The sequence below is a fragment of the Methylobacterium sp. Gmos1 genome (genome assembly GCF_053764715.1).
In genome coordinates this window covers 197,084-211,929 of sequence record NZ_JBSNCC010000004.1, presented here as the reverse complement: position 1 = coordinate 211,929, position 14,846 = coordinate 197,084, and the positions used below count along the sequence as shown (strand labels likewise).

The following is a 14,846-nucleotide window of genomic DNA, read 5'->3' as shown; positions in this document are numbered from 1 at the left end:
TCTGATTTGCTTGTCCACCGGAGTTGGCGCCATCGCATTGGTCGGCAGAGGCCATCGACCGGCATCCCCGCCGATGATGTATCGGTGTTGTCGGCACCTGCCCGCACTTCTGCAACTATGGCGATGACTGTTCGAGCCGAGCGTCGGGCTCGGCAGGGCGAGGTTGGCGCTCACCCCGGCCCGAACCGCCGGTCCTGACCCCTTGCGGACATTCGCTTTCGGATTGGGAACGTCCGGTGTTCATTTTTACCATACACTCATTTGCGCATAAAAATATTCAATGACAGAATTATGTATATTTCAAACAGATTTGGCAGATAAAATCAACTTAATAGGATCATTATACGATATATTAGCGCCACGTATCAGTTGTATGATTTCGATATCTTAAATTATGTTCGAAGCAATATATATTTTTATACTGATAATAAGACTCTAGAGAAGCGACAACGAACATACGCTCACTGCCACAATGCATCTATGAGTTGTCTGCCGACGTGAAGTCCATCAGCATCAATCCAGAATTCCCGGATGGTGTCGTCGTGCGGTCCGATCCTCTTCTTGATCACCGACACCGCCCGGCGCAAGTGCCCATCCGCCTCGAAGAACCGAAACAAAAGTAGGGTGTCAGCAATGTAGGTAGGATCAATCGCGGCCGAAATCTGTCCCACCAAGCCGTGCTGGACCAGCACGAGTAGCGTCGTCACCCTCTGCTGGTTCAGATAGGTCAGGATTTCGTGCATTTGAGGCAGTAGGTACTGCTCGCCTGGCATCGCGTTCTGATAGCCGGTGAGCGAGTCGATCAGCACGAGCCGCACGCCCTCGCGCTCGACAGCGTCGCTCACCATGGCGGCGAGCTCGCCCGGCGAGACCTCCGCCGGGTCGATCTGCTCGACCCGCAGGCGCCCCTCCGCGACCGCCGCCGTGATATCCATACCGAGACCGGCAGCCCGGCGCATCAGGATCCCGGTCGGCTCGTCGAAGCTCAGGATCAGCCCGCGCTCGCCCCGCGCCAGCGCCGCCGTCACGTAGGTGAGCGCGGTCGAGGACTTGCCGACGCCTGAGGGGCCGAGAAGCATCGTACTGGTGCCTCGGTCGAGCCCGCCGCCGAGTAGCGCGTCGAGGGCGCCATTACCGCTGCTGAGGCGATCGACCTCATAGGGATGGCCGTGCTCGACCGCGACCAAGCGCGGGAACACCGAGAGGCCGCCGCGGCGGATGACGAAGTCGTGGTAGCCGCCGCGGAAATGCGTACCGCGCATCTTGATCACCCGCAGGCGCCGGCGCTCGCCGCCGTAGAGGGGGACAAGCTGTTCGAGCTGGATCACCGCGTGGCAGAGATTGTGCAAGTTGAGGTCGTCCTGGTCGACGGTGAGGTCGTCGAGGAGGAGCGCAGTGGTGTCGTGGATGAGGAGATAGCTGCGCAACGCCAGCACTTGGCGGCGGTAGCGTAGGGAGCTCTGCGAGAGCAGGCGGATCTCCGACAGGCTGTCGAACACCACGCGCTGGGGCTTGATCCGATCTATCTCCGCGATGGCGAGCCGCACGGTCTCGCCGAGTTCGAGGTCGGAGGAATGGACCAGGCTCTGCTGCTGGCGCTTGTCGATGCTGAACTCGGGCGGCACCAGCTCGAAGATCTCGATGCCGTCGAGCGACCAGCCGTGTCGGAACGCCACGGAGACGAGCTCGCGGCGGCTCTCCGACAGGGTGATGTAGAGGCAGCGCTCGCCGAGCCGCGCCCCGTCGCGGAGGAATTGCAGCGCCAGCGTGGTCTTGCCGGAGCCCGGCCGCCCCTCGACCAGGTGGGCACGGTTGGCCGCGAAGCCGCCCCCCAGAATGGTGTCGAGGCCGAGTGCCCCTGTTGCGACAGGGGAGGCATCGACGCGCTGAGTGGGCATGGGAATACTTTCAGAGCATGGTGAGCTTCACCACGGCGCTTGCAGGGTAGAAGGACAAATAAGCCATCCATTTTTCAGGATATGTTAAATTGCTTATCCGGCGCCATCCAAAGGCCGCTCCCGCGGCTGCCATGCAAATGGCTTTTTCCAGGATTTGTGCCGATGCTTATTTGCCGGAGGCCCAGCGTATGAGGGCATTTCCGTCAATTTTTCAACGCGCCGGCGAAATTCTTCATTGGAAAGACTGCGCGCTGAACCTGTGATTAAATTCTTTGCCATGAAAAATTTCTCCCGATAACCTATATACTATAATCGCTACGATCTACCGTATCGCCGGCTTGAGTCATTAGAAAATAGCGGCAATCTCACTTTCTCTGACAGCGCGATCTCCCATACGAGATCGGATACGGTACGACGCCTCCCCACTCCGATCCTCTGGCATGAGCTGCACAATTTCGAAAGTATCTCCGCTGCTCGTCAACCTGTCGGAGAAGCCGCCTTGAACCATGCGGACTTGTTGGCGTAGTTTGAATTTATGGGACACGTGGCTTGATCCTTTATTCATGATCGGGAAGATCTGATATTTCCGCCAAAATGCATTGCAACCACATCCGAGCTTGCGCCTTGCGGGCATCTCGCGCGGCCTTCTGCTTGGCACACCGCTTAACTTTAGCGACTGCGGCGTCGGCAGCACGCAGCATTTCCCCAGGCGCCGCAAGCTCGCGCTCACGCACTTGCTGGGCTTCTGCTCCAGCCTACTGGATAATCCGAGTTGCTTTTCAAGCAGCTCGTTCTGTCTCTCGCTCGGTCAGACGAATAGATCTCGCTGCGAAGATAGCCCGCCGTTCGGCTTGCCTGTCCGCAGAGGCCAGGTCGTTCTCGGCGCGCCCCCCGCTGAAACCAGGCTTGCAAGGCCTGGCGTGCCGCGGAGGCGGAACCCAGCCTTTCACCCAGAGGCGCTTCATTGCATTTGCCCATGGCTCAGGCTCGGTTCCTGACGAGGGATCGGATTGGGGACAAAAAGCGGTTTGAGGCGTGTCAGTGCGGTTCGTGGACCGAGTGATCGCAGTAGGTGCGATCGGATAGTTGACGCCGCGATGCTGGTCACCAACCTATTGCGAGTATCGATTGCCGAGGAGCGGCGACAGCTTGATTGCTACAACGCAGAGAAAAATTTATATATTTTCCAAAAATTTACGTCGCTTTTTCGCTTAAAAATATACCGACACCTTAATTTAAAGCAATGGAAGTGAGGACAGATATGCCCTCACCCCAATGTAGTGAATTTTATGCTGACTGCAGATTGCCGGCAGACTGCTTGCCGCTGCGGCGATCGGATTCCATTTCGTAGAATAGTTTCTGTCCATCGGTAAGGGTCTGCATGCCAGCCCGCTCGACTGCTGAGATGTGGACAAAGACATCCTTGGTGCCATCATCCGGCTGAATGAAGCCGAAACCCTTTTGCACGTTGAACCATTTCACGGTGCCGACGCTCATCGCCATCTCCATATTTCCCAGGTGCATACATGAACTCAGCGCGCCACAACGTCGCTAAAGCTCCGACTATCGGCAGATCTGGAGAGAATAACAGAGCGGACGCCCGGGGTAAGCGGAACGAAAAGCCCGGCAATCCGGCCAATGATCAACTCGTCTCATATGGTTCGGATCAGGCGAATTAGCAAGGGTGCAGAGAAAAAACTTTTTGCGCGTTCGGTTTTCTAATACGAAATCTTGCAAAGGCGGCCTCATCGCGCAGCTGTCCGATTCGACATAAGATGCCAGGATTGCACCCTCTGCCTCGTCGGGCCTCTTCGCGCCGTGGCCGATCTCCTCGCCGATCGATGTCGTTATACGAGCTCGGTAGCCTATCGAAAGAAAAGGGCTGCGTTGCATTGCGCTGTAACGTCATTGATGAGAATAAACCCAAATTATACTACCTATCCTAGCACGATCACGAAGTATTGACGATCATATGCCGATCGAAATGTCGAGACTGTAGCTCATTTTTGATCAAGAAGGCGCCAGCGATGAGATCAGGATGATCTTCTTTCAGACATGTTTGACTATTGTTTGTGGCGCTGTCTAATTGCGGATTTATCGATAAGCCATAGCTTTATCCACTAGATTTAATATTTTACGGTCTTTCACATAAAAATATAATACATCGGAAAATAATTGGATGACGACCGTGGAGGCATCTCCGAAGGCTGGCACCGGATCGTCATTGGTGACGCCTTCAGCGTCTTTCGCCACCAAGCACCAGCCGGAGCGAGCGGGCGAGTTCGTCGCGGCGATAGGGCTTGCTCAGCACCGGCAGCTCGCCGCGCCCGATGACCTGCCCCTCGTCGAGATTGGCGACATAGCCCGAAGTGAGCAGGACCTTGATGCCGGGACGGAGCCGTTGCGCCTCGACGGCGAGCTGCGAGCCGTTCATGCCGCCTGGCATCACCACGTCCGAGAACAGGATGTCGATGCGCTCAACCCCCCTGAGGTGCTCCAGCGCCTCCGCGGCGTTGCGTGCGACGACCACCCGGTACCGCAGCTCCTCCAGGCTCTCGACAGCCATGGCGAGCACTGGCTCGTCGTCCTCCACGAGCAGCACCGTCTCACCCGCGCCGGCTCGGCGGAGAGGAATGGCGCTGACCGGCCCGGTTCCAGGCTCCTCGCCGGCTGGATCGGTCGAGCGTGGGAAACACAGGCTGACCGTCGTGCCCCGCCCGACCTCGGTCTCGATGCGTGCGAAGCCGTTGGCGCTGCGCGTGAAGCCGTAGACCTGGCTCAAGCCCAATCCTGTTCCCTTGCCGACCTCCTTCGTGGTGAAGAAGGGCTCGAACACGCGCGGGAGCGCGTCGGACGGGATGCCGCTGCCGGTGTCCGTGACCGACACCGTCACGTAGGGACCGGGCGGCACCCCCTTGTCGGCGACGGCCGAGGTACCGAGGTGGATGTTCCGGCTCGTCACGGCGATGCGGGCGGGGCCGTCCCGTCCCTCCATCGCGTCGCGCGCGTTGACGACGAGGTTGAGCACCGCCGCTTCGAATTGGGCCGGATCGATGCGGATCGGATCAATCGCGGGATCGAGGTCGAAGGCCAGCGCGACGGCTCCGCCGGCCGCCCGCTCGGCGAGTGGCTTGAAGTCCAGGAGCAGCCGGTTCGGGTTGAGCGTCTGCGGCCGCAGCATCTGGCGCCGGGAGAAGGCGAGAAGCTGCTGGGTCAGCTGCTCGCCGCGCCTCGCCGCGCCCATGGCCGCCTCGGCCAGGCGCTTCACGCGCTCGACCTGCTCGGGCCGACGCAGCATCATGTCGAGCCCGCCGACGATGACGGTGAGCAGGTTGTTGAAGTCGTGCGCCACGCCGCCGGTGAGTTGCCCGATCGCTTCCATTTTCTGGGCTTGGCGCAGAGCTTCCTCGGTGAAGCGCTGGTCGGTGCGGTCCATCAGGATGCCGGCGATCCGCGTCGCCGTATCGCCCTCGTCGCGGACTCGGCCCCTGAGCGCGATCCAGCGCACCTGTCCGTCGGCGCGCCGGATGCGGCATTCGAGGTCGAGCGTGCCGGTCTCGCGGGTCGCCGCGAAAGTGCGCTCGGCAATGTCGCGGTCCTCCTCGACGACGTGCGCGATCAGGCTCTCTCTGTCCCAGCGCGGGCCCGCCTCGCCGTACCCGAAGACGGCGTCGAAGCGGGGCGAGCGCCGCGCTGCGCCGGTGCGGTCATCGAGGTCCCAGGACGCCATGCCGGCGGCGTCGAGGGCGAAGGCGAGTGTCTCGTGAGCGGTCTCGACCTCCCGCGTGCGCTCGGCCACGCGCCGCTCGAGATCCTCGTTGGCGAGCCGGAGCTGCGCTTGAGCCCGCTCGCGCTCCAGGAGATGCTCGCGAGCCTGGTACTGGCGGCGGCGCGCCCGAAGGGCGGAGGCCGCGGCGCTGACGAGCGTCTCGGCATTCACCGGGCGCTCGAGCAGCACGACATTGGCGAGCCGGGCGAGCCGCTGCGACGCACGCTCGGAGCGGCGGCCGGCCTGGCGGGTCGCCAGCACGATGAAGGGGAAATCCGACCAGGCCGGTTGCGCATCGAGCCACGCGAAGAGGTCGGTGAGGTCGCCCTCCAGCGCCTCCTCGGTGACGAGGGCGGCACCAGCGCCGGCCCGCAGGCTGTCGAGCCAGCCCGTCAGGTCGGGACAGGCTTGTGCGGGCGCGCCGGTCCCGGCGAGCACCTGCCCGATCACTGCGGCATCGCGCCCCCGCGGCGCCAGGATCAGGATGCGCTCTTCGTGCGCGACCGGCATGCTCACGCCTCGCCACCCGCCGGAGCCTGGCCCGTCAGCATCGCCACCTTGCCCCGGTAGGCCGGCAAGCCCGTGAGCACGCCTTCGAAGTCCTCGAGCGCCTGGCCGACCTCGAGGCCGCCCTCGGATAGCTTCAGCTCGCGGATGGTGCGCTCATGCGCGTTGACCCGGCTCTTCATCACCGAGAGGGCGGTGCGAACCATGCCCTGAGCCTCGAAGAACCGGAACAGCAGGATGCCGTCGCTGAGATAGCTCAGGTCGACATCCGTTCGGACTTCGCCGACGACGCCGTGCTGGCCGAGGACCAGCAGGGTGGTGATGCCCTGCTGGTTGAGGTAGCTCAGCAACTCGTGCATCTGCAGGACCAGGAATTCCTCGCCCGGCATCGCGTGCAGGTAGGCGTTGAGGCTGTCGATGACGACGACCGACGACCCGCGCTTCTCGACCGCCTCCCTGGCCATGGTGGCGAACTCGCCCGGCGAAACCTCGGCGGGGTCGATCTGGGTGATGGTCAGCCGCCCGGATTCGACATGCGGTCTGAGATCCATGCCGAGCGTGGCCGCCCGGGTCATCAGGGTCGCGAGTCCCTCATCGAACAGGTAGTAGGTCGCCGTCTCGCCGCGCTCCAGCGCCGCCTTCATGCACCGGACCGCGGTCGTGGTCTTGCCGACGCCGGAGGGCCCGAGCAGGAGCATGTTGGTTCCGGGTACGAGGCCGCCACCGAGCAGCAGGTCGAGCTCGGCCGATCCGGTGGACTTGGCCACCGGGTCGAAGGCCGCGTGGTGCTGGGACGCGATCAGGCGCGGGAACACCCGGATGCCGCCGGTCTCCAGGGCGAAATCGTGGTGACCGCCGCTGAACTTGATGCCGCGCATCTTCACGATGCGCAGCCGTCGCCGCTCGGACCCGTATTCGCGCGCCATCTGGTCCAGGGAGATCACGCCGTGCGCGATGCTGTGCAGCTGGACATCTCCCGTCTCCGAGGTCTTGTCGTCGAGCAGCAGCACCGTGCAGGCGCGCTTGGCGAAGAACCGCTTGAGCGCCAGGATCTGACGCCGGTAGCGCAGCGGGTTCTGAGCGAGCAGGCGCAGCTCCGAGAGACTGTCGAACACGACCCGGTCGGGCTTCGTCTCGCCGACGCGGGCAATGACGTCCTTGACGGTCTCGCCGAGTTCGAGCTCGGAGGGATGCAGGATCGATTGCTCGCTGTCGGGATCGAGGCCCATCTCGTCGACGAGCTCGTAGAGGTCGATGCCGTCGAGCGACCATCCGTGCGTCGCGGCGGCGGCGCGGAGTTCGTCCGAGGTCTCGGACAGGGTGACGTAGAGCGCCCGTTCACCGCGGGCCGCCCCCTCGCGGAGGAACTGGAGCGCGATGGTGGTCTTGCCCGTGCCCGGGGTGCCCTCCAGCAGATAGAGCCGGCTCGGGGTCAGGCCGCCGCAGAGAACGTCGTCGAGACCGGGCACGCCGGTCGAGATCCGGGGCTCCTTGCCGGGCGTCCGGCGCGTTGCGGGTTCGGTCATCGCGGAGGGTCCAGGTTCCTTGGGGCCGGTGGAGACCGCCGCCCGGCACGGCGGCGGTCCTTCCGGTCCCTCGTGGGTGCTCGCGAACGGTATGTCGGGAGTACCGGAGAACGCGGCATACGCCGAGTGAGGGTGTCAGGATACATCCCTGGAGATTCCACGAACGACCGTCCGGCGGTCAGCCACCCGAGGTCCGGCCGTCCGCCCGTCCCCAGGCGACCTTGCCTAGCTCGTTCGCACGGCGACCGGAACCGGTGGAAAGGCGAGCGTACGAGTTCGTTCGGCGATCATGCGGCGGAAACTCCGCGGGTCCTGACCTGCCGCCAAGCCGCTACGGCGGCTCGTCGGGCCTCGTACGCCATACGCTGCGGCGTCCCTGGCTCACCCCTGCCGAGGGGGCCGTAGCCGTGCAGCAGGACGCCGTCGGGCCCATGGAGCCGCTGCACCTCGGCCCGCCACGCGCGATCGGCGAGGGCCAGCCGGTGCTCGGTCTCCACCAGGCGCTGCGCGTTCGTCGCGACGCTCGTTGCGGTCACTCCTGAGGCGGACACTCCCGAGGTAGTCATGGCGCCGCGAGCCGCTTGGTGTTCGCCGCCACGTGCTCGCGGTAGCGGGCGACCACCATCTCGGGCGACCCGCCGGACGAGAGCGTCACCATCGCCTCGCCGGCCGCCGAGACTTTCTCCGTCACCATGGACTGAGCCTCGGCCCACCCCTCGGGACCGCCCCAGGCCAGCCGGACCATTCGCAGCTCGACGACCTTCTGGGCTTCGATCGCGAGCATCATCGAGGACAGCAACAGGTTGATCATGTCTCGCTCCGCACCGCGGCAGATGCGGCACGGCGTCAACCCGCCGCGACCGAGGATTGATCCGGCCCCGAAACGCAGCGCAGCCCTGCAAGCCGCCCCGTGACCAGGGGCAACCCGCGCGAGCCCGCGAGCCGACGGGCCGGGCCGGATCGTCTCATGCCGTGAGCGGCGTCGCCTCCTCGGTCGTCACCCGGAAATCCACGAGGGTGTTCGGCCCGAACGTGAGCGTCAGGGGCACGTCGGCGGCGTCGCGTCCGTAGGCGATCAGGATTCTGCCGATTCGCGAGCTGTTGTTGCGCGGATCGAAGGTGTGCCAGCGGCCGCCCAGGAAGACCTCCATCCAGGCCGCGAAATCTCCCGGAGCATGCGGCAACGGCAGACCGATGTCGCTGACGTAACCGGTGCAGTAGCGAGCCGGGATGTTGAGGCAGCGGCAGAACGCGATCGCGAGATGGGCGTAGTCGCGACAGACGCCGCGACGTTCCTCGAAGGCCTCCAGCGCCGTGCGGGTGGGCCGGGAATGCTCGTAGCCGAAGGCGATGCGATCGTGCACATAGTCGCAGATCGCCTGCACCCGCGCCCATCCCGGCGCCATGGCGCCGAACAGGTCCCAGGCCGTCTGCGACAGGCGATCGGTCTCGCAGTACCGGCTCCCGAGCAGGTAGAGCAGCGTGTCGACGGGCAGGCTGCGCACCTCCTCCTGCCGTGCGACCGTGTCGGTCATGTCCCCGTTGCCGTGATCGCGGACGACCGTGTCGGTCTTGAGCGTGAAACGTCCGGCCGGCGCGACGAGCCGGTTGCACCAATTCCCGAACGTGTCCCGATAGCCCTCCAGGGGCACGGCCGGCACCGTCAGCAGATAATCCGGTCGCTCAAGATCGGAGAACCGCGACGCGTGGACGTTGAGCATCGTGACGACCGGCGTGTCCTGCACGAAGTCGTAGGTCATTTCACAGCCGACGTGGATGCGCATCGCGTGTCTCCGGGGGACGGCAGGGTCGCGCTCTCCCTGAACGCGGGTCGGCTCGCGTCTCCGGTTCACGTGGCTGCACTCGAACGATCCATGACACGAATGGGCGATCTGTACAGCACGAAGAAAGAGCTTTTCCGTTCGCCGGACCGGAACGCGATCATCGAAGCGACAACCGGCCCCCGGCAGGGCAGTGGCCGGTCGCTCCCTCCCATCGCGGCATTCGCGGTGGTGGCAGGCATTTGGGCGTCGTGGTCCCGACGGGCCGAAAACCTGCGACGGCGTCGGAATCCAGCCGCCACCCTTTCATGCCAAAACATGATAGAGTGGGTTTTTAGAAGGTCTCCCGATGAACCGTCAAAATAATGCAGTGGTGTTTCTGGCCACGCTGATCTGCGCGGGTGTCCTCTCCAGCACCTGGTCCAGCGCCGGAGCGCGCCCGGCCGGTGCCGGGCATTCCACCGAGCGATCCGTCGATGGGGCCGCTTCCAAGGTCAGATTGGATCCCGCGAAAATCGAGGACCGCGCCAGGAGAAGAAGGGAGGCCGACCGCAGGCGCGACGAGCGCATGAACAAGCTCGGTGCCTCGATCTGCACGGGCTGCGGCGGTCCCATCGTTCCCTTTGACCCGAGCGGAGGCGATCCGAGCATCAACGGCAGATCGAAACCGCAAAGGCGCTGAATGGTCGATCGGAGTTCGTTATCGAGTGCGCAGCCGGGCGAGAGGCGGGCGGAAGCCATGACGACACGCCATTGGTTTCGCACGATGAATCGGCACCGATGGTCCTTACCCGCTGGGCGAGATCGGGTGCCAAGCCCGTATAGCGATCGAGGAGCGGGATGTTCCCGCTCGCCGACGCGCCGCTTCGTGAGACCAAGGCGATCTTCGGACCATCGCTGCATGGGTTCGATGTCGCAGCCCGGATGGCAGCGTGACGGCCACGCCCACCTCCGGCTCGAAAGCCGGCTATCGGGTATCGGCCGCCTGTCGCCGCTCCGGGACGGCGAGGCACTCAGCCGGTCGTGCGAACCCGGGCGGGCTACCGTTTCACGCCGGGCTTGCCGTTCGCCACGACCTGGCCCTTCGTACTCGGTGCAGCCGCAATGACTTTCGGGGTTTCCTTCTTCGGCTTCTTGGCTTCACGATTTCCACGAGTTCGATCGCTAGTCATCTGGACTTCTCCGGTCAGATGTTGGGAGCCTGCGAGTCTTGCGCCTCGGGCTCCGTCAGCCCCGACAGACGCGCGAAGTCGGACAACACGGCGGCGACCATGCTCTGCAAGCGAGGATCATCGCAGGAGAGCGTCGCGGCAAACCTTTCGAGCAGATACTTCGCCTTGTCGGCGGCCTCCGGCCATGTCGTCGCCTCGGCCGCGAACAGGTGGGCTTCCAGGTCGTGCTGGCGCGCGACGAGGCCCGCACGTTGCGCTTTCACCGCAGCTCGCCTGCGGCGCACCTTCGTCGCCTTCTGGGCGGCCATGCCGCGCCGTTCGTCAAGCTCGATCGGACGATCCGTCATCCAGCCAACCCTCTGTGCTGCGTTGCTGGCTCTTCGCCGCCGGGATGCGAACGCGGGTGCTCCGAGGGACCCTCTCGGACCGCAGCCGACGGAGCCGGTGGAAAGGGGGTCATGGCCTCGACACCTTGATATGCGGGGCACTGGACCCACGCACGTACGTTCCTTGCGCGAGCGAGGTTCAGGGACCAGGAGTGGCCATGGCTGCCGGCAACGACGCCAAAGAATTCGGGTCACGCGTGGAGCTCGTGCCGATACCGCTGAGCAAGCGCTCAATCAGCATCGTCGCTTCATGGATCTGCATTGCCGCGGTTCTGATCGTCTCGAGGCTGGCTCGTCCAGGCTCGTCGGTACTCCACCAGCGACCGTTGTCGATGGCTTGAAGCAGGCGGCCGATCCGTCTGTGATCCCGTTCGATTTGTTCGATAACCTCAGCACCGTAGGGCACGACTATCTCCTAGAATGAAACGACAGTGAGATCTGCTGCCAAAGGCGCACGGTGCGATCATAGGATATTTGGCCGACAGCATGAGAGCGATCATAACCGCGACGGTTTCCCTGCACACGTGCCAGTTTCAGCCGGCTGACGATCCTGTCGAGACGCCGCTCCTCGCGTGCAATTCTCGACAAGATGTCGCGTGCGCGATCGCAAAACACGTCCTTGGATTCGACTGTGGTTGTTCCGTTCGCACTCGGCAGTGCTCCTGGACCTGATCCTTCTGACGTGCGACGATGCAGTTCGGCCCAGGCATTCAGGTGGCGCAGGAGCCTGATGTGATCGCGTTCCTCAAGCGCCTGTTCGATGCGCCAGCCGAGCAAGCGGAGCCGCAGGTTGACGATGACGGCACGCAGGGTCGATCGACCGTAATCTGGAGAACGCTGTCGGCGAGAAGGAAAGTCGGTGGGCATGGCGCCCTCCGGTGCAGTCCTGGCCCATCGCCACGACACCAGTACGTATATGGTGTGCAGTGAGCGGATAGCAACTCAAATCCAAAAATACTCAAAAAATCACCGTGCGGCCAATGAAGTTGTAGGCCATGAGAATTTTTTTTGCCCTGTGGTTGTTGGTCTCGAAGCTGAGCAATATGGACGTCGACAATCGCGCTTCTCCAGCGAGCCCGGGACGCTATCGACGCGCAAAGCGCGTTCGAGCGGACTCCGCTCGCCGCCGTGCCGACGGGCATGAGATCGCTCAAGGTCGGCGACGATGCGAACGAACTCCGCTGCATTCGCAAGGAAATGGCATACAGATCCAAGGGCGTCTCAAGCCGCCAACCCGTCATGATCGATTAAATATTTCAACAAAAATACTATAGCTTTTTCCCATAGAATAAAATCGCCATGCAGCCAAAAGTTCAGCAGGGACTTGAAGCAGCAGATTTGGCCATCTCGTGTTAAGTAATGCTGCCCTACGTTAAAATCTCAGGCTGTGTCGATCAACCATTCCGCGCTAAGAATGAGAGAGGCTGCGAATAATGCCTGCCCTGCCTCGTCGCGCATCAGCACCGCAACCTGCCGGCTTTTACCCAGGCTCATTTCCTCACGCGCGATATCTGGCAGAATACGGATCGCGGCATCGCGGGCAGCATGAGCGTTAGGAAACTCGGTTCCTATATCGTCGGGGATCAGTTGGCCGTCTTGGATGTCGAAAAAGAAACGCGGCATCGCATGCTCCGCTCGTGTAACCCGGGAGCGCGCATGTCTCACAGCCGCCAAGGGGCAAAACAGGTGTTGGCGATGATGTGGCCTTATCTCGAAAGAAATCGAGGTGCATTAACATAAAGCAAACCAGGCGGATCGCAGCCGCTGCCCCGCCTCTCACAAGACCGATGCGTGAAAATTTCTGCCCGACTATGGTCGGTTTAGCTCACTAAGCGCGTTGCGTTAAGCGAACCTACCTGCCGTGAGTGACAGTGGGCGTAGCGTTCAGCGTGGGAGACGAAAAACGATGCCCATCACATACGACGAAGAATGGAAGCCCGGCTCTGACAAACATTCGAGCGTGAGGCAGGTTTATCGCGATGGGAAGCGGCTTGGCCGAGTACGATCCTGGAAGGCAGAAGATCCTGGCGAGTTGACTGGCGAGTGGTTCACTGTCGAACGATGGGAGAAGGGTCTGCATGTTCCTCAAGAAGGAATGTATGTTGATTTCCAAGAGGCCCTGGAGCGGGTTGCAATCTACAATGCAACACACTAAAAGTAGGCGCCTGTGTCATCAATCCTGGCATTTTTTACCTAAGCGCCCTTTCTTATTTCTTACGCTAAAGCAATTTTCAAAAAACTTTACGACTAATCTATTTTAGTTTGGCTGTCTCAGATTTACAAACACAAGTCTTAAAAGGTCCAAAATTATAAATGGCAATAAGTGGTCTGGTTTGCTCTAGCAACTTACGAGATTTTGCTATGATTTCATGCGATGATTCAATTAGCCAGGCATCGTACTCTGAAGCTGCGAAACGCTTGTGAGATGACATTGCCATGACAGCGCTCCTCGCGATGCAGGCGGGAGCGCACGTCTCTCTCGGCCACCAGCGCCTACAGGTTAAAACGGCTGGCGATGGCGGCATCCTGCGCCTGCATTGCGAATTATTCAAGTGAGGTGGCACAGATTATTTGTAATCAGATCAGAAAATTGAGTCCCGTTGGCATCTTGTTCAACAGTTCTATGACATGCAGCGAACGCATCTCGAACTTCGTCAATCAGACGCGCGTCTTCCACATCACCTTGCGCCCCTCCAGCAGTAGTGGCGCGATTGAGGCAGGCGGTGAGGGTGCTGGATGAGAAGGCAGGTCGGTACTCCATCCTCCCGCTGAGCCAGTACTGTCAAACTGCGCCGCTCCGGCCATCGCCCAGGCGCGCATGCGAACTTATCTAGGATGCCTGGCTCGAGAAAACTCGCTCAAGAGAGATCGGTGACCCTCAAGGATAATCCGCTTTGTCTACGATCGAGCTCGCGACCTCATTGCCGTGCACCTTAATGATGAAGTGCAAGCGCTTCGTTGTAATTGCTCGGCGCTCTTACATCCCCGCGCCGCGTTCAAGAATATTTTCTCTCTCGCAAATTTGCTTGTTATCTAATGAATGCTAGCAGACGATATTTTGTATTTTATTCTGAGTTTTTTCAATATCATAATTACATAATCAGCAAGCATTACATCTTCTACATCAGATGTTTCTTCTGTATCCATTACAAAACTAGCCATGCTGTTATCATCATCGATATCTTTGAATTCAATCCAAAGCAGATTGTGACCGCAAGGAAATTTCTTGATCTGTTGTAGCACCATGATCGCAATCTGCGGCCACGTTTTCCATTCGCGTTGCATGCGCTCGTTCCGGAGGCGGCAGACACTGCTGCGCCACCGCAGGCCCACAGTCAAATTAAAAATTCTGTTTTCCTACAATCATACCCTTATGCCGCACCCTCGATCGCCGATATTCGCCATCAAACAGGGGACAATGGATTGAATTAATATCATTTAGGATTAAACTTTTACTTATGGATGTCGATATATTATTTTTCGACATTGCACTTGCAATGGTCGTAAATCTCGCGGTTGAACCGCCCTTCGAACACAATACGGGTGAGTTCAACACGCCTGTCTGAAGCTGGAGCAAATCTATCGAGCAGGTGTTGCGTGCTGCGATGGGCAATCGCAGCTCCCTCAGAACGGAGTCGGCCAAGATTCTAAATCTCTGGCGGTCTTTGTGCTGCCGGAACCGGACTAGCACCCGAACATTGACCCCGCAGTCACACCAGCCTGCCGCCTCACGGCCGCTCGGCTGGCGTCACCGGCGGGCCGGGTCTCCGTGACGGGGAAAACGCTCCCGGTCCGCCGCGCGGTCGG

The 14,846-nt window shown here is 61.3% G+C and carries 12 protein-coding genes; 1 reads left to right on the top strand and 11 read right to left on the bottom strand.

The features are described from left to right. Nucleotides 1-461: 461 nt before the first annotated feature. From ACS5PV_RS10105 to ACS5PV_RS10080, 6 genes are all read right to left on the bottom strand, one after another. Entirely contained in the window at nt 462-1,898 is a 1,437-nt protein-coding gene (locus ACS5PV_RS10105; RefSeq protein WP_455395204.1) for an ATPase domain-containing protein, read from the bottom strand. Nucleotides 1,899-3,185: 1,287 nt separating this feature from the next. Further along, complete coding sequence (locus ACS5PV_RS10100; RefSeq protein ID WP_455395203.1) at nt 3,186-3,395, bottom strand: cold-shock protein; 210 nt, start codon at nt 3,393-3,395, stop codon at nt 3,186-3,188. 739 nt (nt 3,396-4,134) lie between these two features. Beyond that, on the bottom strand, nt 4,135-6,177 hold the full coding sequence (locus tag ACS5PV_RS10095; protein ID WP_455395202.1) for an ATP-binding protein: 2,043 nt from the start codon (nt 6,175-6,177) through the stop codon (nt 4,135-4,137). 2 nt (nt 6,178-6,179) lie between these two features. Then, entirely contained in the window at nt 6,180-7,700 is a 1,521-nt protein-coding gene (locus ACS5PV_RS10090) for an ATPase domain-containing protein (RefSeq protein WP_455395201.1), read from the bottom strand. A gap of 562 nt (nt 7,701-8,262) precedes the next feature. Then, nucleotides 8,263-8,511: a hypothetical protein gene (locus ACS5PV_RS10085; RefSeq protein WP_048435260.1), complete on the bottom strand. Its 249-nt coding sequence runs from the start codon at nt 8,509-8,511 to the stop codon at nt 8,263-8,265. Between the two features lie 154 nt (nt 8,512-8,665). After that, nucleotides 8,666-9,484 carry a transglutaminase-like domain-containing protein gene (locus ACS5PV_RS10080; RefSeq protein WP_091888983.1) on the bottom strand — a complete coding sequence of 273 codons (819 nt, stop codon included), beginning with the start codon at nt 9,482-9,484 and terminating at the stop codon, nt 8,666-8,668. A 346-nt stretch (nt 9,485-9,830) separates the two neighbouring features. Between ACS5PV_RS10080 and ACS5PV_RS10075 the strand changes: the two genes are divergently transcribed. Next, nucleotides 9,831-10,163: a hypothetical protein gene (locus ACS5PV_RS10075; RefSeq protein WP_455395200.1), complete on the top strand. Its 333-nt coding sequence runs from the start codon at nt 9,831-9,833 to the stop codon at nt 10,161-10,163. A gap of 504 nt (nt 10,164-10,667) precedes the next feature. On the opposite strand, the gene ACS5PV_RS10070 is transcribed toward ACS5PV_RS10075, so the two are convergent. The 5 genes from ACS5PV_RS10070 to ACS5PV_RS10050 all read right to left on the bottom strand — a co-directional run bounded on the left by ACS5PV_RS10070 (nt 10,668) and on the right by ACS5PV_RS10050 (nt 14,324). Beyond that, nucleotides 10,668-11,000, bottom strand: a complete 333-nt coding sequence (locus ACS5PV_RS10070) for a hypothetical protein (protein ID WP_455395199.1) — start codon at nt 10,998-11,000, stop codon at nt 10,668-10,670. A 178-nt stretch (nt 11,001-11,178) separates the two neighbouring features. Further along, nucleotides 11,179-11,445 carry a hypothetical protein gene (locus tag ACS5PV_RS10065; RefSeq protein WP_455395198.1) on the bottom strand — a complete coding sequence of 89 codons (267 nt, stop codon included), beginning with the start codon at nt 11,443-11,445 and terminating at the stop codon, nt 11,179-11,181. Nucleotides 11,446-11,447: 2 nt separating this feature from the next. Continuing rightward, entirely contained in the window at nt 11,448-11,906 is a 459-nt protein-coding gene (locus tag ACS5PV_RS10060) for a hypothetical protein (RefSeq protein ID WP_455395197.1), read from the bottom strand. Nucleotides 11,907-12,419: 513 nt separating this feature from the next. After that, on the bottom strand, nt 12,420-12,662 hold the full coding sequence (locus ACS5PV_RS10055) for a DUF6894 family protein (protein WP_455395196.1): 243 nt from the start codon (nt 12,660-12,662) through the stop codon (nt 12,420-12,422). Between the two features lie 1,410 nt (nt 12,663-14,072). After that, on the bottom strand, nt 14,073-14,324 hold the full coding sequence (locus tag ACS5PV_RS10050) for a hypothetical protein (protein WP_455395195.1): 252 nt from the start codon (nt 14,322-14,324) through the stop codon (nt 14,073-14,075). Between the last annotated feature and the right edge of the window lie 522 nt (nt 14,325-14,846).